Annotated in this window: 26 protein-coding genes, 1 tRNA gene and 1 pseudogene; 14 read left to right on the plus strand and 14 right to left on the minus strand. The window is 60.8% G+C overall.

Features of this window, described 5'->3' with window-relative positions; genetic code table 11:
- Positions 1 to 63: 63 nt before the first annotated feature.
- Both NATOC_RS01370 and NATOC_RS22160 read right to left on the minus strand, forming a co-directional pair.
- Positions 64 to 1,371, minus strand: coding sequence for an aspartate aminotransferase family protein (locus NATOC_RS01370; protein WP_015319616.1), 1,308 nt, complete (start codon positions 1,369 to 1,371; stop codon positions 64 to 66).
- Between the two features lie 169 nt (positions 1,372 to 1,540).
- Positions 1,541 to 1,708 carry a hypothetical protein gene (locus NATOC_RS22160; protein ID WP_015319617.1) on the minus strand — a complete coding sequence of 56 codons (168 nt, stop codon included), beginning with the start codon at positions 1,706 to 1,708 and terminating at the stop codon, positions 1,541 to 1,543.
- A gap of 130 nt (positions 1,709 to 1,838) precedes the next feature.
- On the opposite strand from NATOC_RS22160, the gene NATOC_RS01375 reads away from it, so the two are divergent.
- From NATOC_RS01375 to NATOC_RS01385, 3 genes are all read left to right on the plus strand, one after another.
- A complete protein-coding gene (locus NATOC_RS01375) occupies positions 1,839 to 2,228 on the plus strand; it encodes a hypothetical protein (RefSeq protein ID WP_015319618.1) in 390 nt (129 codons plus the stop codon).
- Between the two features lie 222 nt (positions 2,229 to 2,450).
- The gene (locus NATOC_RS01380) at positions 2,451 to 2,843 is read left to right on the plus strand and encodes a cupin domain-containing protein (protein WP_015319619.1); all 393 of its coding nucleotides are present in this window, start codon (positions 2,451 to 2,453) and stop codon (positions 2,841 to 2,843) included.
- Between the two features lie 75 nt (positions 2,844 to 2,918).
- A complete protein-coding gene (locus NATOC_RS01385; protein ID WP_015319620.1) occupies positions 2,919 to 3,767 on the plus strand; it encodes an aldo/keto reductase in 849 nt (282 codons plus the stop codon).
- A 55-nt stretch (positions 3,768 to 3,822) separates the two neighbouring features.
- Here the strand turns inward: NATOC_RS01385 and NATOC_RS01390 are convergent.
- Positions 3,823 to 3,894, minus strand: a tRNA-His gene (locus NATOC_RS01390).
- Between the two features lie 351 nt (positions 3,895 to 4,245).
- Between NATOC_RS01390 and NATOC_RS01395 the strand changes: the two genes are divergently transcribed.
- Positions 4,246 to 4,701 carry a DUF5814 domain-containing protein gene (locus NATOC_RS01395; RefSeq protein WP_049888616.1) on the plus strand — a complete coding sequence of 152 codons (456 nt, stop codon included), beginning with the start codon at positions 4,246 to 4,248 and terminating at the stop codon, positions 4,699 to 4,701.
- On the opposite strand, the gene NATOC_RS01400 is transcribed toward NATOC_RS01395, so the two are convergent.
- The 4 genes from NATOC_RS01400 to NATOC_RS01415 all read right to left on the minus strand — a co-directional run bounded on the left by NATOC_RS01400 (position 4,702) and on the right by NATOC_RS01415 (position 8,145).
- Positions 4,702 to 5,109, minus strand: a complete 408-nt coding sequence (locus NATOC_RS01400) for a ribbon-helix-helix domain-containing protein (RefSeq protein ID WP_015319622.1) — start codon at positions 5,107 to 5,109, stop codon at positions 4,702 to 4,704. It abuts the gene before it with no gap.
- Between the two features lie 132 nt (positions 5,110 to 5,241).
- Complete coding sequence (locus NATOC_RS01405; protein WP_015319623.1) at positions 5,242 to 5,868, minus strand: RPA family protein; 627 nt, start codon at positions 5,866 to 5,868, stop codon at positions 5,242 to 5,244.
- Positions 5,869 to 6,798 (minus strand): single-stranded DNA-binding protein, encoded by a 930-nt coding sequence (locus tag NATOC_RS01410; RefSeq protein WP_015319624.1) that lies wholly within the window; start codon positions 6,796 to 6,798, stop codon positions 5,869 to 5,871.
- Positions 6,799 to 6,900: 102 nt separating this feature from the next.
- The gene (locus tag NATOC_RS01415; RefSeq protein WP_015319625.1) at positions 6,901 to 8,145 is read right to left on the minus strand and encodes a sulfite oxidase; all 1,245 of its coding nucleotides are present in this window, start codon (positions 8,143 to 8,145) and stop codon (positions 6,901 to 6,903) included.
- Between the two features lie 118 nt (positions 8,146 to 8,263).
- Here NATOC_RS01415 and NATOC_RS01420 point away from each other — a divergent pair, with 118 nt between their 5' ends.
- A complete protein-coding gene (locus NATOC_RS01420; RefSeq protein ID WP_015319626.1) occupies positions 8,264 to 8,578 on the plus strand; it encodes a DUF7091 family protein in 315 nt (104 codons plus the stop codon).
- A 15-nt stretch (positions 8,579 to 8,593) separates the two neighbouring features.
- Here NATOC_RS01420 and NATOC_RS01425 read toward each other — a convergent pair whose 3' ends face one another.
- Genes NATOC_RS01425 through NATOC_RS01440 form a run of 4 tightly spaced genes read right to left on the minus strand, consistent with a single transcriptional unit; the run spans position 8,594 to position 11,562 of the window.
- Positions 8,594 to 8,812, minus strand: a complete 219-nt coding sequence (locus NATOC_RS01425) for a hypothetical protein (RefSeq protein WP_015319627.1) — start codon at positions 8,810 to 8,812, stop codon at positions 8,594 to 8,596.
- On the minus strand, positions 8,812 to 10,584 hold the full coding sequence (locus NATOC_RS01430; protein ID WP_049888867.1) for a b(o/a)3-type cytochrome-c oxidase subunit 1: 1,773 nt from the start codon (positions 10,582 to 10,584) through the stop codon (positions 8,812 to 8,814). Before NATOC_RS01430 ends, NATOC_RS01425 begins: the two co-directional genes overlap by 1 nt.
- A complete protein-coding gene (locus NATOC_RS01435; RefSeq protein WP_015319629.1) occupies positions 10,577 to 11,368 on the minus strand; it encodes a cytochrome c oxidase subunit II in 792 nt (263 codons plus the stop codon). Before NATOC_RS01435 ends, NATOC_RS01430 begins: the two co-directional genes overlap by 8 nt.
- Positions 11,365 to 11,562, minus strand: coding sequence for a hypothetical protein (locus NATOC_RS01440; protein WP_015319630.1), 198 nt, complete (start codon positions 11,560 to 11,562; stop codon positions 11,365 to 11,367). Before NATOC_RS01440 ends, NATOC_RS01435 begins: the two co-directional genes overlap by 4 nt.
- Before the next feature lie 100 nt (positions 11,563 to 11,662).
- Here NATOC_RS01440 and NATOC_RS01445 point away from each other — a divergent pair, with 100 nt between their 5' ends.
- Together NATOC_RS01445 and NATOC_RS01450 are read left to right on the plus strand one after the other, a co-directional pair.
- A complete protein-coding gene (locus tag NATOC_RS01445; RefSeq protein WP_015319631.1) occupies positions 11,663 to 11,866 on the plus strand; it encodes a hypothetical protein in 204 nt (67 codons plus the stop codon).
- Positions 11,867 to 11,962: 96 nt separating this feature from the next.
- A complete protein-coding gene (locus NATOC_RS01450; RefSeq protein WP_015319632.1) occupies positions 11,963 to 14,374 on the plus strand; it encodes a heavy metal translocating P-type ATPase in 2,412 nt (803 codons plus the stop codon).
- Here the strand turns inward: NATOC_RS01450 and NATOC_RS01455 are convergent, their stop codons facing one another.
- Positions 14,375 to 14,605 (minus strand): CDGSH iron-sulfur domain-containing protein, encoded by a 231-nt coding sequence (locus tag NATOC_RS01455; protein ID WP_015319633.1) that lies wholly within the window; start codon positions 14,603 to 14,605, stop codon positions 14,375 to 14,377. It abuts the gene before it with no gap.
- Between the two features lie 140 nt (positions 14,606 to 14,745).
- Here NATOC_RS01455 and NATOC_RS01460 point away from each other — a divergent pair, with 140 nt between their 5' ends.
- From NATOC_RS01460 to NATOC_RS01470, 3 genes are all read left to right on the plus strand, one after another.
- The gene (locus NATOC_RS01460) at positions 14,746 to 14,985 is read left to right on the plus strand and encodes a PRC-barrel domain-containing protein (protein WP_015319634.1); all 240 of its coding nucleotides are present in this window, start codon (positions 14,746 to 14,748) and stop codon (positions 14,983 to 14,985) included.
- A gap of 127 nt (positions 14,986 to 15,112) precedes the next feature.
- Positions 15,113 to 16,612, plus strand: coding sequence for an amidase (locus NATOC_RS01465; protein WP_015319635.1), 1,500 nt, complete (start codon positions 15,113 to 15,115; stop codon positions 16,610 to 16,612).
- Positions 16,613 to 16,661: 49 nt separating this feature from the next.
- On the plus strand, positions 16,662 to 16,991 hold the full coding sequence (locus NATOC_RS01470) for a hypothetical protein (RefSeq protein WP_015319636.1): 330 nt from the start codon (positions 16,662 to 16,664) through the stop codon (positions 16,989 to 16,991).
- A 352-nt stretch (positions 16,992 to 17,343) separates the two neighbouring features.
- Here NATOC_RS01470 and NATOC_RS01475 read toward each other — a convergent pair whose 3' ends face one another.
- The gene (locus tag NATOC_RS01475) at positions 17,344 to 17,760 is read right to left on the minus strand and encodes a universal stress protein (RefSeq protein ID WP_015319638.1); all 417 of its coding nucleotides are present in this window, start codon (positions 17,758 to 17,760) and stop codon (positions 17,344 to 17,346) included.
- Positions 17,761 to 18,189: 429 nt separating this feature from the next.
- On the opposite strand from NATOC_RS01475, the gene NATOC_RS01480 reads away from it, so the two are divergent.
- The 4 genes and pseudogenes from NATOC_RS01480 (at position 18,190) to NATOC_RS21650 (ending at position 22,080) form a co-directional block, all read left to right on the plus strand.
- Positions 18,190 to 18,795 carry a DUF1326 domain-containing protein gene (locus NATOC_RS01480; RefSeq protein ID WP_015319639.1) on the plus strand — a complete coding sequence of 202 codons (606 nt, stop codon included), beginning with the start codon at positions 18,190 to 18,192 and terminating at the stop codon, positions 18,793 to 18,795.
- Positions 18,796 to 18,814: 19 nt separating this feature from the next.
- Positions 18,815 to 19,609 carry a DUF2182 domain-containing protein gene (locus NATOC_RS01485; RefSeq protein ID WP_049888618.1) on the plus strand — a complete coding sequence of 265 codons (795 nt, stop codon included), beginning with the start codon at positions 18,815 to 18,817 and terminating at the stop codon, positions 19,607 to 19,609.
- A gap of 418 nt (positions 19,610 to 20,027) precedes the next feature.
- Positions 20,028 to 20,276: pseudogene (locus NATOC_RS23250) on the plus strand (phage integrase SAM-like domain-containing protein); the annotation flags it as partial.
- An 850-nt stretch (positions 20,277 to 21,126) separates the two neighbouring features.
- Positions 21,127 to 22,080: a CARDB domain-containing protein gene (locus tag NATOC_RS21650; RefSeq protein WP_015319642.1), complete on the plus strand. Its 954-nt coding sequence runs from the start codon at positions 21,127 to 21,129 to the stop codon at positions 22,078 to 22,080.
- A gap of 723 nt (positions 22,081 to 22,803) precedes the next feature.
- Here NATOC_RS21650 and NATOC_RS21655 read toward each other — a convergent pair.
- Positions 22,804 to 24,426 (minus strand): hypothetical protein, encoded by a 1,623-nt coding sequence (locus tag NATOC_RS21655; RefSeq protein WP_157224577.1) that lies wholly within the window; start codon positions 24,424 to 24,426, stop codon positions 22,804 to 22,806.
- Between the last annotated feature and the right edge of the window lie 433 nt (positions 24,427 to 24,859).

The following is a 24,859-nucleotide window of genomic DNA, read 5'->3' on the forward strand; positions in this document are numbered from 1 at the left end:
ACTTGGACCCGTAGCTACACACTCGATCGCACAGCAATCGTGCGATTGGGTGTGCTCCGAGTTTCAGTGGTCCCTCTCGGTTTCAGAGTCGCCGATCGCTTCGACGGCAGTCGCGAACGTGTCGACAAACGTATCGAGATCGCGCTGGTCGAGTGCCGTCGAGAGATTCCCCATCCCTCGAGGGGCGATCAGAACGCCCTCGTTGCGCAGTCGGAGGAACAACTGTTCGGACGGCGGATCGCCCGCAGTCGAGTTCTTGAGGTCGGTGACCCGCTCGTCGGTAAAATGGATCTGGAAAAGCGAGCCGTCGCCTGTGATGCGGATGGGAACGTCGGCCGTCTCGCCGACTGACTCGAGCCGGTCGCGGAGACGGTCTCCGCGTTCGTTCACCGTCTTGATCCGATCCGCACCGAAGTGATCGAGCAACGCGACGCCGGCTGCCATCGTTGCGGGATTCCCGTTGAAGGTTCCCGAGTGGTTCAGCACGCCTGTCTCCGGATCGAACTGCTCCATGAGATCGACCCGACCGCCGAAGGCCCCGACCGGAAGGCCGCCACCGATGAGCTTCCCGAACGCCGTGAGATCGGGCTCGATCCCGTACCGCTCCTGTGCGCCACCAGGTGCCAGCCGAAACGACATGACTTCGTCGAATATCAGCACCGTTTCGGTCGCTTCGGTAAGATCCCGGGCCGCTTCGAGGTACGCTTCCGTAGCCGGGATCATCCCCGCTACACCGGCGATCGGTTCGAGGATGAAACACGCGTACTCGTCGCCCGATCGTTCGAACCGTTCTTTGAGTGCCTCGACGTCGTTGAAGCGAACGGCGTCGACGCGCTGCTCGACAGACGACGGAATCCCCGCCGTTACGCCTTCGTGGCCAACTGCCACTTCGACGGTGTCGTGGGTTCCGTGGTAGCCGCCCCGAACCTTCAGAACGCGGTCCCGATCGGTCCACGCCATCGCCGCGCGGATCGCGTTCATCGTCGCTTCCGTCCCCGAGTTCGTAAAGCGCACTCGTTCGACCGACCGCACGCGCTCGACGAGACGTTCCGCGAGTTCGACGATGTCCTCGTTCGGTGCGGCGACGTCGTTTCCGCGCTCGAGTCGATCGCAGGCCGCTTCGACGACGGGTCCGGGTGCGTGTCCGAGGACGGATTGAGTGTAGTTGTTGAGAAAATCGAGCAACTCCTCGCCGTCCGCCGTCGTTACCTGGGCGCCGGACGCTTCGGTGAAGAACGTCGGGTACGGTCGGTGGTATGTGACCGATCGAGTATCTCCGCCGGGCAGTACCTCTCGCGCTCGCTCGGCCAACCGTGCCGACTGTGTGGACTGGTTCCGGTATCGGGTGTGTGGGTCGGGGCCATCGCTCATGATTTATGGAAGCGATCGCTCGCATAAAAACTACTGTGGACGATCGTTGCAGCGACGCGACCGAAACTCCGCTAGAGCACCGTCGTAACGGATCGATCCCCCGTCGCCGAGGCGGACGTCGTCGAACGCGAGTGTGGCTATCGGATCCGCGGAGCAGCCGCGTCATTGACTACTCTCCGACGAAGATCGTCTTCAAGCGGGTTCCACAGTCCGGACAGCAGAGCGTCTGCCACTTCGTCGGATCCAGCCCACCCATCGTTTTCGTACGGATCGCGTTCTCGCGATCGATCGCGGTGGTACAGGTCGAACACTCGAGGACGTCGTCGGGGCCGGCCATCGGTATCGACTACGAACCCCGTCACGGTAGGTATTGCGCCCTCGATCGAGCGGTGGTGGTCCGTCCTCGGTCCGACGCTGACACGGCTGCAAGCCCAAGACCGTTAGTCGTCCCGACATCTCACTCACGTATGTCCGACGACCAGTCGATCGAGACCGGTGAAGCGGACGTTAGCGACGACGTCCTCGAACGGATCGCAGACCGTACCGACGCCGACGAGGACGCGATCGCGGACGCGCTCGTCGTCCTCCACTCGGCGTTGATCGGTCGCCACGCCGAGTTCGAGCGAGAGTACGATTACGTGACTGTCGATGGGACCCGAGCGTACCGCGTTCCAGAGTCGGTCTGGGACGATCTCCGCGGGGGGCTCGAGTTCGACGACGAGGTCGCCGACGCGGTCGAGCTTGCCCACACCGAGCAGGCGCGGCTCGCGTTCGCCGACGCCGTCGACGTCGACGAGCGCTTTGGAGACGACGACCGCGGCGTCGTCGTTGGGATCGACACTGCCGAGGAGTTCTAGCTTCCGACCCAGCGATTCGTTCCCGATGCTGACGTCCTCCTACGACTGAAGTCGTGGGCTGTTGCGCTGTTCAGCGGGTAATCGAAGCGTTCGGGCCGGCAGCCGAGTCCCGATCGGTTTCGCTTCCGGCGCTCGTACGCGACGTTCTCGAGACCGAGGACGCTCGGTTCCGCCCGGAGCTAAAACATACACGTTTATTCCCGGTGAACGAGACCCCCTCGCATGCCACGCGATTACGATCGATCGGCGGTTCCGTCGGTGTACGACCTCGCGAGCGTCGAGCCCTACCGCAGCGAGCCTGGCTTCGAGCAGGTAGTCTTTCGGGGTATCGATCAGATGATCGGCTTCTCCCGGATCGGCCCGGAGAAGGTCGACGGCGAGCCCCACACCCATCCCTACGAACAGATGAACATGCTCGTCGAGGGGCGGCTGGACTTCCTCGTCGACGGTGAGCGCGTCGAACTCGAACCCTACGACACGCTGGCGATCCCGCCCGAGGTCCCGCATACCTCGCGTGCGCTCGAGGACGAGACGGCGACGCTGCTTGCGTTCTGGCCGCTGCGGGAGGATCGACTCGACGGGACGGCCTACCAGCGGGAGTTTCCCGAACTCTGAGCGCCGTTCGGTCTCGGCTCGCGACCGGCAGGCGCCCACGCAATAGTTAACCGCTCGATTCCGGTACTGCATTCCGTGACCCGGAACGAAAGCGACACGTTCGAGATCGGCTCGACGACCGTCCACCGGCTCGGATTCGGCGCGATGCGTCTCTGCGGCGAGGAGATCATCGGCCCGCCTGAGGACGAAGACGCCGCTCGCGAGCTAGTTCGGACCGCCGTCGAGCAGGGCGTCGACTTCATCGACACCGCGGACTCCTACGGCCCCGGCGTCAGCGAACGGCTCATCGGCGAGGCGCTCGACGATCCCGACGACGTGCTGGTCGCCTCGAAGGCGGGCCTGCTTCGCAACCGCGAGGGCGAGTGGCTCCACCACGGCGATCCCGACTACATCCGCAATCAGGTGTTGTGCTCGCTCGATCGGCTCCGGACCGACACGATCGACCTCTACCAGTACCACCGACCCGACCCCGACACACCCTTCGAGGACTCCGTCCAGGCGTTTGCCGAACTGAAAGACGAGGGGCTCGTCGAGCAGGTCGGGCTGAGCAACGTCTCGGTCGACCAGCTCGAGACGGCCCGCGACCACGTCGACGTGGCGACGGTCCAGAATCGGTACAACGTCGGCGACCGCTCGGAGGCCGACGTCCTCGAGGCCTGCGAGGAGTACGGGATCGGCTTCATCCCCTGGGCGCCGATCGACGGCGACGATCTCGCAAGTCACGGCGACGTCCTCGACGAGATTGCGGACGACCACGACGCGACCCGGCGCCAGGTCGCGCTGGCGTGGCTGCTCGAGCGATCCGACGTCATCCTCCCGATCCCGGGTACCTCCGACCCCGACCACCTCGAGTCCAACCTCCAGGCGTCGCAGCTCTCGCTGTCCGACGACGAGGTTGCTCGAATCACCGATCTCGAGAACTAACTCGGCGATCTCGCCTTCCGGCTTTTCCGCTCCTCGTGGTACTCGTCGCGAAAAAGTCCGGGTGCGAGAATCGAACCCGCGTCTCAGCCTCCACAAGGCTGAAGGATAACCACTACCCCAACCCGGACACGCTTACACCTATTTCTACACGCGGTTGGACTGAAATACGTTACGACTCGAGGACGGGAGCGTGCGATTCCGTGCCGTGCGTTTTCGACCGCCACGCTTCCGATTGCGGTTCGACGTTCGTTTTTCGCGGTTCTCACTTCGTTTGCTCACGGGTCGTTCCTCCCCGTCTGCTCGCGGGCACCAGGCGCCCGCTCGCATGGTCCGCGGGACCGCTGGTCCCGCGCTATTCGCGTTCCGCGGTTCTCACTCACTTCGTTCGCTCCGAACCGCGCTCGATCCGAACCGCGCTCACTCCGAACCGCGCGACCGAGATGTTTTTCGGCTGGCCGCTCCTACTTCGAGCAACGCCGTGGCTATTACCGACAAGATCTACGTCAAGAACCACCGCCAGCTCGCCTCCCAGCTCGAGACGAACATTCCGAAGGGAGCGTTCAAGGGCGCGACGCTGGACGTTCTCTTCCAGGGTGAGGGCCTCGAGAAACTCGACGAGGCGACCCAGGAGCGGGTGCTCGACTTCTCGAGTGACTTCCTCGACTGTGACTGCGACAACAACCCCTACTGTGGCTGTCCCGAGCGGAAGTTCGTCCGGTACCTGCTCGAGCTGCGCGCACAGGGGCTGGGTCCCGACGCCATCGTCGACGTGATGACCGACGACTACATGGTCTATGCCTACTCCGGGGACGTCCTTTCGTTCCTCGACAGCGGCGTCCGTACACTCGAGGCCGCGGAGGGGCTCGCCGAGGTCGAAGGCAGCGACGAAACACGGGCGGAGATCCGGCAGGCAAAGCGGGATCTCGCGAAGTAGTCAGCGCAGCTGCGAGGGATCGTCGGCGTCGTCCAGGTCGTCGAGCAACAACACTTCGTCCTCGTCCTCGAGGCGATCCTGGAGCTCGGTGACGTAGGATTTGTGCTCGTCTAACTGCTCGCGGAGGTGATCGGCCTCGAGCTCGAGGCGTTCGTGCTCGCGGATGAAGCTCTTGGGCACCTCGACGGTCGGTGGGAACGCGAGATTCTCGTCGCCGTCGCCTGTCTCGGCGTCCTCGAGCTCGGCTTCGGGAACGACCGCGACCTGCCCGTCGTGCTCGACGAGCTGCTCGACGTAGTCCCGGAAGACCGCGGACAACGAGATGTCGCGCTCCTCGGCGATCTCCTGGAGCGCCTCGAAGGCGTCCTCGCTGACGCGAAACGAGATCGTCTTGTTCTTGTTGCCCATCGCAGTGTAGTCGTCGGCCACGATACTTAACGATTCGTCAGACGATCGACCCGTCGCCGAGAGCGACCGGGTCGCTGCTCGACGAACTCCGGACCGAGTGAAAAACTGGAGCGTGTCCTCGAGAGCAGCCGATCAGGCCGTCGCTTCGACGTCCTCGACGTTCTCGAGGGCTTCGATCACGTCGCGGCGGTAGTTCTCGACCGGCGAGTCGTACCGTTCACGGGCCATCTGTGCGTACTCGTTGGTCGGCGCCGTCGAGCCGCTCTCGGGGGCTTCCTGGTCGTCCTGCCAGGCCTCGAACTCCTCGATTCGATCGAGGGTTCGCTCGGCGGTCTCGACGACCCAGCGGTCCCGGGTCGCCTCGTCGACGATCGAGATCGTCTCCGGACGGACCGAGACGTTGACCGTGCCGTCCTCGGTCTCGTACGTTCGAGGTTTGCCGACGACCGAGACGTACGCCGGCGTCTCCGTGTCCCGCAGCACCGAGGCGGCCTCGGGCTGGTACTGGCCGGCGTAGACGAAGAAGGTTCCCGTCGGATCGACGACCCGGCCACGCCAGTACTCGCTGTCCTCGCCGACGTCCTCGGTTTCGGTCAGCGTCCCGACGGCGAACACGCGGTTGGCCCGGTCGCCCGTCGGCAGCAGGGCGTAGTTGGGGGCGCGCTCGTCGTCGCTTTCCTTGAACGTGTACGTCGAGTCGTTGAATTCGGAGGCGAAGACGCGACGTGCGACTTCGCGGGTGAGTTCTGCCTGAGACATTTACATCGACCTCGCTTTGATCAGCAGCTGTTCGGCGTCGACTGGTCCGTCGAGCTCCTCGACGTCGTCGGCCAGGACGTAGCGACCGAACGTCGGCCCTTCGATCCGGTAGTAGGTGCCGACGACCAGGTCGCGGATCTCGTCGGCGACGACGGTCGTATCAAGGGCGTCCATCGCCATGTCCTTGGCCTCCTCTAAGCTGATTCCCGTCAGGTTCTCGGTCGCGTCCTTGTCGAAGATGACCTCGTGGGCGTCGAGCCCGTCGTCGACGACGGCCTTGATTCGCAGATCGAACTCGCCCTCGACCTCGCCGTGTTCGTTACAGCGGCCGTTCTGGAGGACGCGGGTGCAATCGTCCTTCGGGCAGCGCTTGATCAGGCCGCTGCCGCTTTGCATGTCGACGAGTGCACCTTCGATCTCGCTGGTGTCGTCGCCGACCTCGAGCTCCTCGTCGAGCTCCTCGATGACGGTCGTGCTGTTGAGTTTGACCGAGTAGCGACCCTCGTACTCGTCGGTGACGACGTTGCGAAGTTCGTAGACGCCGCCCTCGTCGAGCGCCGGGAGGTCCGATTTGGCCCACTTGGTGAACTTGATCGTCCCCGTCGGGTCGCCCAGCAGACCGACCTGTGCGACCGAGTCACTGCGGGGTTCCCACAGCTCGATGACCTTGGCCGTGATGTCGATCCACTGTTCGGGTTCGTCGACGTCCTCGATCTCGGCCGCCTCGCTCGAGCCGCCCGCGAGGTCCTCGCGGTCGAGGCCGGCTTCCTCGAGGTAGTGGTTGGTGACGCTCCGGCGTGCCTCGTCGATCGGGACCTTGTACTCGTCGACGAGCGTCGTCAGTCGGTCCTCGACGTCGTCGACCGAGACGTCGATGTGGTCCGAGAACTGGTCGTGTATGTCGTCCGCGTGCTGTCGTACGTCGCTCATTGTGTCACGCCTCCTCTTCGTTTCACTGGGAGGCATACCGACGTTCGCTCCCGATCGTATTTAAACTGCCGGCACCGGAGCGAAAGTGCTTCCGTCGGGCGATTACGGTGTCTGGATTTCGACCTCGAGGGCGTTCGGCAACACGGCGTTGGCGGCGTACCCGCCCTCGTTCCAGGGGAACTCGTCGTCGGCGATGGCGTCGCGCCACGCGTCGGGATTCGAGATCCGCATCGGCTGGCGCTTCCCCCGGTCGTCGGTCGCGCGGGAGGCCAGCACGTACTCACCGGGCGTCGCCGCCCAGTCGTACCGGAACAGCCGCCACGCGCCCGCGTAGTCGGGGCCGAACAGCTCCGCCTCCGCCCAGCTGTCGCCACCGTCGGTCGAGACCTCGACGCTCGCGACGTCGTCGTCGCCGGCCCACGCGACGCCCGTGATCTCGACCGTTCCGTCCTCGGGAACGGTGACGGCCGACTCGCCGTCGGGCTCGCCAATGACCGACATCACGGTCTGGTCGAAGGTGTAGGGGTAGGCGGGATCGCCGCCCTCGAGTTGCTCCCAGGTGTCGACGGTCTCGACGGTCGCGTTGCGTTCGGGTTCGACGTCCTCGGGGTGGATCCGGTAGGCCTCCTGTTGCCAGTAGGCGTGGTCACCGGGGCGATCCAGCGACTCGTCGGTAACCATTTCGTCCATCACGCGGAGTTCCTCGAGCCATTTGACACTGTTGACGCCGTACCAGCCGGGGACGATCAGTCGAATAGGAAAGCCGTGCTCGCGGGGTAACGGCTCCCCGTTCATCTCGTAGGCCAGGATACAGTCGTCTACCGCCTTCGAGAGCGGGATCGAGCGCGCGAAGACGTCCTCGCCGTCCGATGGGTCGCCGCCGACTGCCGTGAGCCACGCGTCGTCGGGGACGTCCTCGAGTTCCCCGCGCAGCAGGGAGCTGACCGGCGTTCCCGACCAGACCGCGGTTCCGGCGGCCTCGTACCCCCACTGGACGCTGCCGGTCTCCGGGCGGTGCTGGCCGCGACCGTTGCCCGCACACTCCATCGTGTGTGCGACCGCGACCGTCGGGAACTCCTCTCTGATCTCGGTGACCGAGGACGCGTCCTCGAGATACCCCGTCAGCGAGACCGTCCACTTGCCGCCCTCGGCGTCGGGAATATCGTTGCGGTGGCAGACGAAGTGTTCCTCGATCGGCGTCAGCCAGTTCGCGTACGTCTTTCGTTCCGCTGCGCCGACGACGGTGTACTTGTCGGCGTCGTCGCGGGCCTCCTCGACGCCGCCCTTTCGCTCGAGGATCGCTTCGATCTCGTCGTGACGGGTCGGTCGAGACTCTTCCGTGGCCATAGCTTCCGTGGGACGCGAATCGAAAAAACGATTCCCCCTGAATCCGGGTCCCGAATCGGTTCGATGGCCGAGGACGTCGGCGACGAGACTATGTGTCCGCCCGCCTAACCGAACGACGATGTCGGATCGCCGTCGACTCGAGCGGTTCCTCCGGACGAAGCTCCAGGAGGCGGGCGAGCAGTACGAGGAGCTGCGGGGATCGACAGATGGTCAGCTCGGCGAGGCCCGGGAGGCCTACCGGTCGGCGCGAAACGCTCGCGGGCTGCCGACCGACGAGCAAGGTCGCGCCAAGATCGTCTGTCGGCGCTACGCCGAACGGCGGGCTGCCCTGCTCGACGAGGAGTACCGTCCGGCCTGCTACGAGGACGGCCATCCCGACTGCGAGGGCTGTGTCGAGGACGTCCGGGACGGGCGGATCGAAACCTGGCAGTAGCCGAACCGGCGGCGCTCAGTTCTCGCTTGAGGCGTCTCCCTCGGTTGTTTTTCCGTTTCCGTTCTCGGGGAGAAACGCCCAGACGAGGATCGCAACGACGAGGACGGCGCCGACGAGTCCCGTCTCGAGGACGGTCAGCTCGACGTTCACCCAGGACAGCACCGTCCGTAGCTCGACGAGCAGCGGCGCCAGCAGCGCCAGGACGACGAGCAGCCCGGCCTTCGAGATCCGCACTACCGGCTCACCTCCAGAACGGGCCGGATCGATTCGAGCGTGCCGGCGGTGAGCTGTTCGACGGCCCCCACGAGCAGTGCCGGGGACTCGATGAAGACCGGGAGCGGGATGATCTCGGGACCGAGCAGCCCGCCCCGATCGATAATCGAGAGCAGTGGGAACGTGTAAGCGAAGATCACGAGCACGATCGCGATCCCCGTCCACAGCTTGAGGTTGTCGAGGACCAGCGGGGCGTCCTCGGGACCCGAGAGCGCGTCGGCGTACTCGTTTGCTGGCAGGTCGTCGCTACGGCCGTTGAGAGCCGTTCCGAAGACGTTCGCGAAGAACAGGACGAGCGAGAGCGTCAACAGTACTCCTCCCAGCGCGATCTGGGCCTGGAGCTCACCCATGCTTCCGACGGCGGCCTCGAACTCGAATCCCTCGTACTGGGGTTCGGCCGTTCGGCGGGGAACGCCCAGCAGACCGGCGCGGTGCATCGCGTTCGACATGAACGTCATCCCGACGAACCAGAGCACGACCTGTCCGAGCGCGACGGAGCGACTCCACAGTTCCTTGCCGGTTATCTGCGGGAGGAACCAGTAGGTGACTGCCATGAACGTCAGGGCGACGGCGGTGCCGACGGTGAGGTGGAAGTGGCCGACGACCCAGAACGTGTTGTGGACGAGGTAGTTGATGTTCATCCCGGCGTTGATCATCCCCGAGAAGCCGGCGGCTGCGAACATCAGTCCGGCCAGGGCCATCCCGGTGAAGACGGGGTCGCGCCACGGGAGCGCCTTCAGCCAGCCGAAATAGCCCTTCCCGCCGCGCTGGCGGGCGCCGTGTTCCATGCTGGCGACGACGGTGAAGGCGGTCAACAGACTCGGTAACAGCAGGAACATCGTGTTCGTCATCGCGATGAATTTGAAGCCCTCGGCGATCCCCGGATCGAGGTACTGGTGGTGAATCCCCGTCGGGACCGAGAGGATCAGGAAGAGAACGAAGACGACGCGAGCGAGCGGATCGCTGAACAGTTTGCCACCCGAAACTTTGGGCAGCATGACGTACCACATCATGTACGCCGGCATCAGCCAGAAGTAGACGACCGGGTGGCCGAAGAACCAGAACAGCGTTCTGGTGAGCAGGGGGTTGACGGAGTCAATCAGGCCGAGCGACCACGGCAGCAGGAACAGCAGGATCGCCGCGGCGACGCCCAGTGTTGCGATGTACCACATCAGCATCGTCGTCAGCACCATAAACGTCGGCAGCGGAATCCGCTCGTCGGGGTTTTCCTGCTTCCAGGCCCACCACGAGCGGAACCAGTCTGCGCCCGCGAGCCAGGTTCCGACGACGAACAGGACGAGTCCGAGGTAGAACATCGGATGCCCCTGCAGCGGTGCGTAGAACGTAAACAGCACCGACGCGCTGATATCGGTTGCGTCAGTAAAGCCGGCCAGGATCGCAACACCGCTCAGCGTGATTCCGATCGCCATCAGGCCGTACCAGCCCCACGTGAAGCGAAGATCCTCGAGGCCACGGTCGAGACTGGTCGTCACCGCCCACGTGAACACGCCGACGAGGAAGAAGATCGTAAACGAAATGACGAGAAAGACGCCGTGAGCGGTGAGGACGGTGTAGTAGTCCGCGGAATCGATAAACCGGTAGTAGCCCGTCCGGTGGAGCGTCTGAACGATTCCGAAGACGCCCCCCAGTGCGAGCGCGAGGAACGCACTGTAAAACGCCGTACGGACGACCTTCGCTTCCGCCGGGAACTCCTCGATGTACGCGTTACTCATCGTCATCATCCTCCTCGAGTTCGTCGGCCACGGTCAGCGTCCCACCGTCCTCGTAGTCGTCGACGGTGACCGTCCAGTCGTGGTCGCCCTCGCCGAGGTCCGCGGCGTCGATCGTAAACGTCGTCGTCTCGGTCTCGCTGCCGTCGACCGTGACGCTCTCCGAGAGTGCCTCGTCGCCGATTTCGAGCGTGACGGTCGTCTCGAGGGCTTCGAGCATGCGGTTCTCGACGTCGACCTCGATCGTCGCTTCGTCGCCGGTCTCTACTTCGTCGTCGGCCTCGATCTCGAGTTCGGTCATGTCGAACTCGTCTTCGGGGACGACGTGAAGCTCCCCTTCCATGTTGTGATGACCGGAGCCGCAGTACTCGTTACAGACGACGCCGTACTCGCCGGGTTCGTCGAACTCGGCGGTCATCGTCGCTACCTCGCCGGGGATCACCATCGTGTTGATGTTTGTTCCGGCGACGCTGAAGCTGTGGATCACGTCCCGGCTCGTCGCGTGGAAGGTGACCTCGCTTCCCGCTGGTATCTCGATCGGATCAGGACTGAACATGAACGTCTGGGCGACGACGTAGGCCTCGTACTCGTCCTCGCCAACCTGTTCGACGCGTGGCTCCGCGAACCGTTCGTCCTCGTCGAGCTCGGTCGGCTCGATGGTCTCTTCGCTGTCGTCGACCATCGCGATACCGAGCCCGACCGCGCCGTACGTGACCGTGACGATGAACCCGACGATCAGCACCATCGAGCCGATCAGCCACACCTTCTCGTAGGTGTGGATGTTCATGCGACCCCCACCACCGTCAGGAAGGTACCGACAACGGTCGGCTCGTTTCCGAGGAATTCGACGAAGTACATGAATACCCACAGAAACGCGATAATGAGAAAGTAGAGGGTGATTAACGCGAGTGTCCCCACGGGATCGTACTCGTCGTGGCCGATCTCTCGGCGTTGCCTTGACTCATCTGGCATCGCACACATGCGCTGGGGTAAGGATGTGCCTTGCATAATCGCACGAGACGGTTCCCATCCCGTAGGAACGGGGGTCATTATTAAGCCCGATCGATCCCTGAGTTCTGGTATGGATCTCGAGGCGCTCTCCCCGCGAGCCGCGCTCGTCGTCGGTCTGCTCGCACTCCTGCCGGTTAGCTGGTACGGGCTCGGCAGCTCGCTCTCGGCTGGCGTCGTCTCCGCGATCAACGTGGTGATCATCATCGCCTGTCTTTACATCGCGTTCACGCCGGTCTCGGGTGGACACGGTCACGACTCGAGTGAGGCGTCCTAGCTCGATCCCGGTTCCCGTCGGTACGCCGTTCGAACCCGTGCAGTCACGACTCGAGCTACGTCACGCTCTCCCCACTGCGGATCGCCTCCAGCGCCTATGACCTCCTCACACGCTCGTCCCGACGCGGTCGGATCCGAATCCGCTCGCGACTCCACCGAGAGCGACGCGTGTACGCTCTGTGAGCTTCCGACGCCGTCCAAGCCGATCACTGATCCGGACGTCGACGGGACGTTCTGCTGTCGGGGCTGTCTCGACGTTCACCGCGCGCTCGAGACGGTCGAGGACGCCGACGCCGATTCGATCCGCGATCGACTCGAGAGCGAGACGCCGTCGCTTGACGACCTCGAGGGCGAGGACGCCTTCTTCGCGGTCGAGGGGATGCACTGTGCGACCTGCGAGGCGTTTCTCGAGTCCCGGGCGACCGAGCGTGAGGGAATCCGCGGAGCGGAGGCCAGTTACGCGACCGACACGCTGCGGCTCGTCTACGATCCCGACGCGGTCGAGGCGGAGCGCCTGCCCGAGGTCGTCTCGGGGTACGGCTACGAGGCCCGCAAGCGAGGGGCGGGCCGCGACGACCAGCCCCGCGACGCAGCCCTCGTGAAGTTCCTGATCGGGGGCGGGATGTTCGGGATGATGGTGATGATCTGGTACGCGGTGTTCCTGTACCCCACCTACTTCGGCTACGAGGCCCTCGCGGACTTCGGGAGCTACGACGGCTACTACGTCGCCGTCAACATCTGGCTCATGACGACGTTCGTCCTCTTCTACACCGGCCTGCCGATCCTTCGCGGGGCCTACGTCAGCCTCCGGGCGGGGATGCCGAACATGGATCTGCTCGTCTCGCTGGCCGCGCTCGGCGCCTACGCCTACAGCACGCTCGCGATGGGGCTCGGCCGAACCGACCTCTACTTCGACGTCTCGGTCGCGGTCGTCCTCGTGGTCACCGCCGGCAGCTACTACGAGGGGCGGATCAAGCGCCGCGCTGCCGGCCTGCTCTCGGATCTCACCGAGGCTCAGGTCGACGAGGCCCGCCGCGCCGAGACCGGCGAGACGGTTCCGATCTCGTCAATCGAACCCGGCGAGGAGCTGCTGGTCCGTCCCGGCGAGCGGATCCCGCTCGACGGCACGGTTCGCGAGGGGCAAGCTGCCGTCGACGAGTCACTCGTCACCGGGGAGTCCCTCCCCGTCGAGAAGGCCGTCGGCGATCCCGTCCGCGGCGGAACCGTCGTCACTGACGCCCCGATCGTCCTCGAGGTCGGCGAGGACGCCGAGAGTACCCACGACCGACTCGTCTCGATGCTGTGGTCGATTCAAAGCGCCAGTCCCGGCGTCCAACGACTCGCGGACAAGCTGGCGACGATCTTCGTCCCGCTTGTCGTCGTCATCGCGACCGCGGCGACCGTCGTTTTGCTCGCAACCGGCTCGAGTCCTTCGACGGCGTTTCTCGTCGGGCTGACGGTGGTGATCGTCTCCTGTCCCTGTGCGCTCGGACTGGCGACCCCGCTGGCGATCGCCTCCGGCGTCCAGCATGCGGCACGCCGGGGGATCGTCGTCGCCGCGGAGACGATCTTCGAGGACGCGTCCGAGATCGACGTCGTCGTCCTCGACAAGACGGGGACGCTCACCGAGGGAACGATGTCGGTCGAGGACGTCCTGACAGTCGACTCCGCCGACGCTGAAACGGTGCTTCGCCGGGCCGCGGCCGTCGAGGCGCTCTCCGAGCACCCGATCGGCACCGCAATCGTGGACGCGGTCGGCGAAGACGAGGTGGCCGACACCGCGGCCGTCGACGGCTTCGAACGTCACCCACGGGGTGTGACCGGTCGCGTCGACGGCGACCGCGTCGTCGTCGGTCACCCCGCGTTCTGCCGCGCGGACGGACAGTCGCTGTCCCCCGAGTTCGAGTCGCGACTCGCGGCGATCCGCGAGGACGGCGCGGTTCCGGTCGCCGTCGCGTGGGGTGGACGCGTTCGTGGCGCGATCGCTGTCGCCGACGCGGTCCGCGAGGAGTGGCAGGAGGCGGTCGGGACCCTCGCGGACGGTCGGGAGGTCGTCGTCCTCACCGGCGACGAGGGGGCCGCGGCCGATCGGTTTCGCGACGTCGAGGGCGTCGACGAGGTCTTCGCGGGCGTTCCGCCGGAAGCAAAAGCCGAAACCGTCCGGCGGCTGCGCTCGCGGGGTCGGGTCGCGATGGTCGGCGACGGCAGCAACGACGCGCCGGCACTCGCCGCCGCCGACGTCGGCATCGCGCTGGGCAGCGGGACCGAGCTCGCGACCAACGCGGCCGACGCCGTCATCGTCGAAGACGACCTCGGGCGGGTCGCCGAGACGTTCGACGTCGCGACCGCCACCAACCGACGCATTCAACAGAACCTCGGCTGGGCGTTCGTTTATAACGGGATCGCGATCCCGCTTGCAATCACTGGCCTGCTGAACCCGCTGTTTGCCGCCGTCGCGATGGCGACGAGCAGCCTGCTGGTCGTGCTCAACTCGGCTCGCTCGCTGTGACTACTCCTCGTCCCGCGTCACCACCCGTTCGACGACCGACCGCTCGCCGTCCTCGTAGACGTACGTCGTCTCCGCGTCCTCGTCGTCGGTTCGACGGTGGCTCCCGTCACAGAACGGAAACGACTCCGAGAGGCCACACTGACAGACTGCGACGTCGCCCTTTTCGTCGTCGATATCGGCGGGATCGAGCGTTCGTGGACCGTTCGACTCGAGTTCGACAAGTCGGCTCATCGATTTCGATGCGGACTCGAACGAGGAAAACGTTCCGTCGCCCGTTCGAAACGACCAACGGTCAGCGAGGGAGACGGTCATGGCTTCCCTGCAGTCTCCTGCTGTGGCTATTCCCACACGGGCTCCGTCGTACGTGATGTATGTGTGCAACGTTCACAGCGGAGGACGAGGGCAAAGACGTCGTCAACGATAACGGCGACCAGATCGGGATCGTTACCGAGGTCGATGCGGGAACCGCGTACGTCGACCCCGACCCGAACGTCACGGACACGTTCAAATCCCAGCTCGGGTGGGGCGACGCCGACGAGGAGGCGTACCCGCTCGACGAGAACAACGTCAAGGCCGTCACCGATCGAGAGATCAGACTGAAACGGCTCTGACGGGTCGCTGGACGGAACCGAGGGCCGACAGTTCAGCTTTCGAGCGACACCCTCCGAACGGGAGCGAATCCCGAGGCTTGCGAATGCCACCGCCGCTCACTTCTAGCGGTGGTGCCACTAGTCGAATATGCCACTGCGGGTACCGACGAAAGACGATTTCGAGGAGCTGGGCGACGATCTCTTTCTCGATCTGACCGACGAGGAACTCGAGTTCTTCATCGAGATGGCCGAACGGAAACTCGAGTCCTACGAGACGGTCATGTCCTACGACCCTAAACCCCGTCTCGGCGGCACGGAAAACCGGACGCGAAACGCCGGCCGTCGTGTCACCAGCGAGGAGGACCCGTACAACGCCTGGGTCACCCAGTGTTTCGTCGAAGGTGACGACGGCGGCGAACTCGACGGCTGGGAGGTCGGAATCAAGGACAACGTCTCGGTCGCCGGCGTCGAGATGACCTGTGGCTCCTCCGTCGTCGAGGGGTACGTCCCGAACCGCGACGCGACCGTCACGACCCGGCTGCTGGAGGCGGGTGCCGACATCGTCGGCAAGACGAACATGGACGACATGGCGATGACCTCGACGGGCCACAGCGCCTTCGGCCCCGTCCTGAACCCCCACGACGACGACTATCTCGCCGGGGGCTCGAGCGGCGGCAGCGCGGTCGCGGTCGCGAGAGACCAGGTCGACGTCGCGATCGGCTCCGACCAGGGCGGCAGCGTTCGGGTCCCCGCGGCCTTCTGTGGCATCGTCGGCCACAAGCCCACCTACGGGCTGGTTCCCTACACGGGCTGTATCGGTATCGAGCACGCGATCGACCACCCGGGACCGATGGGGCCCGACGTCGAGAGCGTTGCCCGAACGCTTACGATGATCGCGGGGAGCAACGAGCGCGATCTCCGGGATCACAGCACCGTTCCCGTCGAGCAGTACGCGGACCAGCTCGACGGCGACGTCTCCGATCTCTCCATCGGAATCCTCCGGGAAGGATTCGAGCGTGAGGGAGCCAACGAGGACGTCCTCGAGACCGTCCGGGACTCGATCGATCGGCTCGAGGAGCTTGGTGCGACAGTCGAGGAGGTCTCGATCCCGATGCACCTCGACTCGAAGGACATCCACGACGTCTGTACCTCCGAGGGGCTGCTCGACGCGATCTCCGGCGAGGGGCTCGGCCACGGCTGGAAGGCGTGGTACAACCGCTCGTGGATCGAGTCGTTCGGTAAGTACCGTCGCGCCCAGAGCGACGACTTCCCGCCCCGGCTCAAGCTCCTGTTGCTCATGGGGTCGTACACCAACACCGAGTACCACTCCCGGTACTACGCCCGCGCGATGAACCTCATCGTCACCCTCACCAAACAGTACGACACCGTCCTCGAAACGTACGACCTGCTGGCGATGCCGACGGCGGTGACGAAACCACCGGAGCACGAACCCGGGCGAGATCAGTACGACCGCCTGCGGGAGAACAACCTCGTTCACAACGCGACGCCGTTCAACCGAACCGGTCACCCTGGGGTCAGCGTTCCCGCCGGCGAGGTCGACGGGCTCCCCGTCGGGCTAATGCTCGTCGGCTCCCGGTTCGACGACGCCACGGTGTTGAACGCGGCCCACGCGCTCGAACAGGCCTGAGACGGCACCGCCAACAGTTATCCGACTGTCCGTCGAACTGTCGGTCGCAATGAACGCTGCGATTGAGGAACTCGATCTGGAGCACGAACTGGTGCAGCTACTCGCCCGCGAAGCGGTTCGTGCCGCCATGGCGACGCCGCTACAGGAACCGATCCTCGAAGGTGTCGAGGACGTCCTCGACGAACCAGTTGCGGCGCCGGACGGCGAGTCCGCGGCCGTTCGCGACGAGACGACGGACGAAGCGCCGATCGAGGACGAACCCGATCCCGAGACGTCCGAAAAGAGCGCACTCGCGAAGGCGACGCAGGGACTGACCGTCTTTCTCGTCCTGTTCGTCGTCCTCTACGTGGTGTTCAGACGGTTCTCGGGCGACGACTGAGCGAGAGCGTGGCGTCGATTCTCGTCCCCGTTGCTTGACGTCTCGAACGACGGCCACCGAGAACCGATTCATGGAGCGGTTCGTCACTCGAAGCGGAGATCCGACCGTTTCCGCTACACCACGAACGTCAGAACGAAGGCGCCCACCACCACGATTCCGATCCAGAGGCCGAACACGATCGCCGCGTGCTTGCCAGTCAGTGCCTCACCGTCGAGGAACTCGTTCGTCTCCATCAGTCGGTGCTGAGGAGGTCGTCGGTACTGAATTGTAACCCGATTCCCAGTTCACGGGAACCGTCGAAACGAGCGGTCGCCCCGCCGTTGGGCGCGAGGCGCTGACGGCGTTGCGGGCCTTACCGAACGACCGTTACCGGCACCTGTGCGCGTCGGACGACCTGCTCCGCGACGCTGCCCAGGAGGACCCGGGAGACGCCCTCGCGTCCGTGGCTTCCGAGGACGATCCCGTCGACGTCGTGTTCGCTTGCGTACTCGACGATTCCACGGGGTGGAGCGCCGACCATCGTCGCGGTCTCGAGCGTTCCGTCGTGGTCTGTGGCGAGCTCTCGTGCTGTCTCGAACAGCGCCTCGGCTTTCTCCTCCTCGAGTTCGACGGCTCGCGGAAAGTTGTAGGGGGCGTCGCTGCGGTACGCGGAGACGGACGGGTTGACGACGTGCAGGATCGTGAGGTCGGCCTCCGGAAACGTCTCGAGGGCGTGTTCGAGAGCCGTGAGCGCCGGCTCGGAGTCATCGAGCGGGACGAGTATCTTCATACGAAACCGTTCGACTCCCCGTCACATATACGGGGTCGTCCGTTCTCGGATGCTGGGAGACTGGAGCGTGGTTTCGGCTCCGGGGACTCTTCGGAGGAGAAAAAGACGGTTGTTCACGTCCCGCGCAGGGATTAACGATTCTTCACCGGCTACAGAACGACGCAGCTCCTGCCCAAATGCCACGACATAGCTACACTGCTCCCCCGTTTCGTACTTTTATTTCACGTCTGTCTCAACGGAACGAGTTGTTCGGTACGGGCCCGAGTGATCGCTGTCATCGTCAGGCCTGGCAGTCCCGATTCGGTTGCTGCATGAATGCCAGCAACTGCAACACTGTCACCAGGTAACTACTTGCAGTTTCTCGTGGGAGTCTCACGCCCACTCTCAACGAAACCAGTTCACTACTGGACGGAGGAGGGGTGAGTACCAATGACACAAGACTGGAACCTCAAAGGAAACTTCATCGAAGCGTGCAACTGTTCGGTACCTTGCCAGTGTTTGTGGTGGGAACCAGCAGATGACGGTGGGTGTACTGTCGCTCTGTTCTGGAACATCGAAGAGGGGACGTACGGAGACGTCTCCGTAGACGGGCTGGGGGCAGGACTCCTTCTCATAGACGAGGGAGTTCTCCTCGAAGGCGGGTGGCGCGTGGTTCTCGTAATCGACGCCGCCGCTGACGAAGAGCAAGCCGAGGCGCTCGAAACCATCTTCTCCGGTCAGGCCGGCGGGTTGTTCGAAGCCGCCGCGCCGCTGATCGATACTGTTGAAGACAGCGTCGTCGTGCCGTTTTCCTACTCGGCAGCGGATGGTCACCTCTCGTTCAGTGCCGGCGATATCGTCACCATCGAGACTGACAGCGCTGCTGGCTTCGGAGACGAGCAGGGATCGGTGTCCCCTCACCCGTTCGTTCCACCAGCGGAAACAGCAAACACTGGAAAGACGACCGAAGCGACTGTTTCCTTCGACAACGACTTCTCGTGGGATGTCAGCGGCAACAACTCGTACTTCAGCGAGTTCGAGATGGCGAACACCTGACTCAGTATCTCCCACGAATATGCCAACACACGAACCGAGACGGGGAGTTTTCACCGTTCGTCAGCTTCCGCTCATCGCCATCGTTATGTACGTGATCGCACTCGGTGCGTGGGTCGCAGTTCTCTGGCGGTGGGTGCCGATGCCGGGAGGGGAAGGAATGGACATGCAGATGTCCGATCCGGGTGTCCCGGAGGCAATGGCACTTGGGCAGGGCGCTGTCGGCATCGGACTCTATCTGGTCATGTGGGGAGTGATGATGATCGCCATGATGTATCCCTCGACGGTGCCGCTGTTTCGGCTGTACAACAGCACACTTCGGGAGCTGTCGACCCTCGCAAAAGCTGCCCGGCTGAGCACGTTGCTCGCGGTATATACCCTTGTCTGGACGCTCACCGGACTGGTCCCACTTGCGGTGAACTCGGCGGTTGCGATCGCTCCACTCGCCGGCAATCACGGCTCCCTTCTCTTCGGGGGCGTGTTGATACTCCTCGGTGGATACCAACTGTCTCCGTACAAGTACCGATGTCTAGATAACTGTCGATCCCCGTTCGGTTTTCTGATGAGCTATCACCGTCCGGGCGTCCGAGGCGCCGCGAGCATGGGCTTTCGGTTCAGTCTCTTCTGTGTCGGGTGCTGTTGGGCTCTCTTCGCGTTCATGGTCGTCGCCGGCTCGATGAACGTTCTCTGGATGGCGATTATCGCGGTGGTGCTTTCGCTCGAACGAACGGTTTCGTGGGGTCCACGGCTGGCCACAGCTGTTGGTATCCTCGCTGGTGTCGCCGGCATCGTTCTCATCGGGGTCACGATGATATGAACCCCGACACTCGCTACGCTATGCATATTTTTTACTGGATGGCATCCCACTAGTCTGGTAGTGGTCAGCGGCCCACAGTTGTCGCTGGTCACGGGCCGCGGTCAATCGGCCCTTGAAGTCAGGGATGCCGACCCGTGAACGCCGAGAATCACTCGGTACGACGCGGTGAGTTCACTGACAAGCCCCGTGCCACCGTGCGCAGGGCAGTTGACACGAGCGGTGGCTCTCTCACTCTCACCTACTGCCGCAACTCGTCGGTAGCCTCACTCTCAGGCCCTGCAGCTACAGCTCGTTCGTACGGTTGGTAACAAAACAACAAGAGCCTAGGCCGGGATTTGAACCCGGGCTCTCGTCGCCTGCGGCGGCAGAAGTACGCACTTAGGCCGTAAGCCCTTGAAGTTGCGACTTGCGGGTTCGAATGCTCAAAGAAACAACACCCGCCGAAGCGAAGGACCGATATCTTAGAGAGAAGCGCACACACGTTAGCCAAAAGACATTACACAACTACACTGCTGCGTTGAATGCGTTTGCCGATTGGTTGGTTAATAACGGGTACCTTGATATGCGAGACGTCGATAGCAACGTGATAGAACAATACAAAGATTACCGTTTGCAGAAGGTCAAGCCGATAACTGCGCGTAACGATCTATGGACGATCAAGGGGTTCATACAAGCGTGTGAACGGTACCAAGCGGTTTCCCTTGGGACATATGACCTTGTGCAACCACCACAAGTTAGGCCGGAAGACGAAATTTGTGACGATGTACTAACACGTGAGGAAGCACAAGCGATACTCGAGCATCTTGAAAAATTTGAGTACGCAAGTCTCCGTCACGTAATCGTCCTAATTCTCTGGAAAACGGGTATGCGGATTGGTGGATTGCGTGCACTTGATGTCGGGGACTTTGATGGCGATCGGCCAGCACTTGAGGTTCGGCATAGGCCGGAACAAGGAACGCCCCTCAAGAGACGACTAAATAGCGAACGTGACGTGCTACTTACCGACAGCGCGAGTGATGTGATACTTGATTATCTCGACACTAGCCGACCTAGTGTCACGGACGACTATGGACGGAAGCCATTGATAGCAACGGATCATGGCCGTGCTGCACGTACAACTATCACTCGCCATGTCTATGGATCGACCCGCCCTTGCTTCTATTCGAATAGTTGTCCTTTTGACGACAAACCCGATCCGGAGAATTGTGAAGCGACTAGTTGGAATATGGCAAGTAAGTGTCCGGGTTCGGTAAGTCCCCACGCCTTGCGGAGGGGGTATGTAACGGCGGCACGGAACGCGGGACAGCCCAAGGAGATCACAAGTGAGCGAGTGAACATGAGCGGGAAGATACTCGAGAAGCACTACGACAAAGGAACACACGACGAGAAGGCTGAACGTCGGAAAGAGTTCTTGAAGGACATATAGATGCCCACGCGGAATAGGAAAGAAGTGCTACGACAGCCCGAAACTCTTCTAATTAGAAGACCTTAAGTATTTAATACTTGTGCCATTTCACATGTGTTGGCAATGGATTCGTGACTTCTTACGAAATATGTGGTATGAAAAATACCTCTTGATTGCATGGTGCATTCCGATTTCCTTGTTGATTATTATCGTGCTTGAATATGTGGGAACGACCTCATTTGCAACCTACCAGACCCCATTTAGTTCCGACACTTTCGCACAAATTCTCGGTGCTGGCGGTTCTCTCTTATTAAGCTTCCTCCTTGTCATCTTATACCACAAGCAAGCTAAAATGCATCGTCAATCACATGAACCCCATCTTGTAGGTGAAATCGAATCAAAAGAAGTTGTGTCATCGGTTTTTTTAATAAAAAACACCGGCGATGGATATGCATATGATGTGTCTGCCGAATGGACGGTAGATGGGAGAACAAGAGAATGGAAAATATCAAGCCTTGCTCCCGGTGAGCAGTCTGAATTTCCGGTGCTGGTAGATGAAGATGATAATTGGATTTTGAACACGAATCTAATTGAGAAGAAATTGAATGATGGAAATCATGATACAATAATTGAATGGAACACTACTTGCAAAAACCAATTTGGACGTACAATGAAGAATGATGGGTCGGTAGACTTTTTAATTCAGAGCAAAAGATCGGAAGCATCTGAAATATGGCAAAAAGAACCAATAGACGAAATAAGAAAATCGATCGATAATATAGAGGGGGACTTCAAAAAAATAAGGCGTGATACGCGAAAAAGAAGAAGAGAGACTAAGTGGGAAACAAGAAGCAAAAAGTCGCTACTCATCGGACAAATCATAGATGAATATGGGAGCATGGACATAGAGGAGTTAAGCTATCTTACCGGTATTAAGGAAAGCTCACTGGAATATCGCCTTTCTGGACTAGAAGACGTAGGTGCCATAGAATTTAATGAAACCACGGGGAAAATTCGTCCCAAGCGACCTGCTGCATCAAATCATTCTCTGGATGATTTCCTATGAAAAAGAACATTTTAGCGGAGGTGATGAAACAACAATATTGTGCAATTTGTTCTACTGGCGAAAGTATAACACACCGTATAGTACCATTAAGCGACGTAAACAAGCAACCGTTGCATATATGCCAAACTTGTTATGACGAAGAACTAATTAAAACTGGAAGCTCTTGTACTTATTGCGGTAAAATAGCTACATATGGCACTTGGAGGACGCGACGTTGGAATCAATTAGGTGGCGTTAACACAAAGGATATTACACGAGAACCTCATCACCGGATATTGTGCGAAACACATTTTAATGAACTGCTGGAAGAAGTGAAATCCAGAGAAAGACAATCGAATATAAAAGACTTTTAATTTTTACCATGAAATCTTACTATTGGAAAATCACGCAAATTAGCTAACAATCTCTAATTTCGGAGTTTTTCGCTATCGGCGGAAGGGCAGCGGAATCATACTGGCAAGAACGGAATAGGTTGCTCCGGGTCGCTTCGCTCCCCCTTCGCTTTCGGGGCCGCTTCCGTCTATAACGAAACAATTCAGTTTACCTTTCTTATATTTCCTCGCTCCGGTCGCTTCGCTCCCTCCGCTCTTTGTATAGGTTACCCGGCCTTCGGCGAAGCCAATAACTTGCTCCGGGGTCGCTTCGCTCCCCCTCCGCTTTCTATACGGAAATATCGTCTATTGAATCCTAATAGGGAAAAGTTCCGAAGTAGAACTGCTAAATCTACTCACCATCAAATATTACGTGTCCCTCTTTGCCGATTTCAGTAAGCCGCTTACCGGACCAAAGATATGGCCTTACACTATCGTCGCATTTGAGATAGCCGTGATCCCGGAGCATGTTCAAGTGGTTCCGAACTTGGCGGTCAGTCACTTGCACCCCTTCGTGTTCTACTATATCCTCCACCGTCCATGTGTCTTGCCGCAGGTCCCGTATCGCGTCGAGAACCTTGTTCATTCCTTTCGACCATGTATGGATAGCGGGTAAGTTCTCGGCTCGTTCAACCCATTCGGGAAGGGCAGCGGTATGTACGTAGACCGTTGCTTGTTTGCCGTCCCGACCAAATCGCATCACCGCTTGCAAGACTTCATTCTCACGCATCCCGTAGAGGACGTCGTTTGCGACGGAGTCTCCATAGTCGAGAGTCTTCCCGCGAGTTCCCTCTACCCGCTTAGCTGATTTGCCAGCGAGCGCGGCCCACATCTCAACGTATGGATCGCCATAGTGAGCACTCCCAATCACAATCCCAAGAGAAGTATCTTTGAACTTGTTAGAGCCTTTAAGATTCCCATAGTGCTCGGTATCCGTTACAAAGTTGGCTACTCCAAGTTGTTCGTATCTCTCGCGTGCAGTTTTTGTCGTAATGAGAACCGGAGATTGCTTTTCACGTTGTTTTATCGCCTTGATTAGGACTAAACCTTCTCTCTCATTGATACCCTTCCCATGACGGGCAGCGTAAGGTTTGAAGTGGTTCGTTGTTTGGATCACTCGCAATTTGAGGCACTCACTAACGTATGTTCGCCGTTCACGGTCGGTGAGCACTTGTTGGTGCTCGAGTTCAGACCCAAGGAGAAGTTCCCATTTCGGGACCGTGGGGGTTCCATCCAAAGCAACAACGCCCTTTGCTCCATCGAGCGCAGGCGGATTTAACATGTAAAGTATGCTGTCACGGGAACTTCGGACGGCGGTACGACCATCTGATAGCCGAGTGTACTCCCATTCGTTCCTCAAATCTTCGGCCATCGCAACAGCGTAAACCATAGCAGCAGCTTCGGTGTGAATTCTTGCATTTCGTCCTTCTACAATGCCTTTTGGATCACGCGAGAGCGTTGGGTTATACAACTCAAACAAAGTCTTTGTAGCTAACTGCCTGCGCCCGGTATACCGATTCTCCAGCAAATCCTCGAAATGCTCAAATGGAAGCATATCATCGCGCGAAAGGTAGTTGTTTATGGCTCGAGTTACCGCTCCCACCTCAAACTTCTCTAGAAAATCGTTTTCTGGAAACTCATCAAACACAATGTAACGTCCTTCCACACGATGTGGAACATAGGCGTGCTTGTAGTGGCCGATCAAAACGTCAACATCACTCTTGTTAGTGATCTGCCGGTTCGAGAGATAGGTGCACTCTCCGTTCTCCTGACAAGGGAGCTCCTTACTGAAGAGATCGAATGCTTCCTCATGGATCTCGGTTCCGGTTAATCCGGCCCCGTAGTATTGGCGCATATCCTTCCTCCACTTATCACCGTGGGTTCCATTTGCCGTCTCACAATCCCGATGGAATGAGGGAAGGTGATTATACGATAGATTTTGTTTTTCACACCACTCGGCGTACTGGTCATACATATCATATCGGGCTCCAAAGATCGTTAGCGGATTTCCCGTCTCAGCAGCCCACCGAATAACTCCCGAGCTCTTACCCATCGCCGGGAGTGCGTCAATTAATACGGGGTGATCAGCTCGAAAGCCATCGTCTATCGCTTCTTGGCAGCGTTCTCGAGCACTCTCTAGGGTTAATGTTGAAATGCTGGCTGAAGAGCTCTTATCTTGCTTTGTGGTACCCATAGCGGATGGAGAATATAGAGGCAATCGGAGAATATATCAATTCCTACAAAATTTAGAGAAGGTTGAGGAACAATCGCCATGGAGCTTCGTAATAAAGAGATAGTCAGCAGTCACGACTAATATGGTGGAGTAGGTGGCCCGCCTTCGGCGAAGCCGGGCAGCGAATGATAGTCAACATTCATAGTCGATTTGAAGGGCCGTAGGCTACGCTGAC

The organism is Natronococcus occultus SP4 (assembly GCF_000328685.1).
GTDB lineage: Archaea > Halobacteriota > Halobacteria > Halobacteriales > Natrialbaceae > Natronococcus > Natronococcus occultus.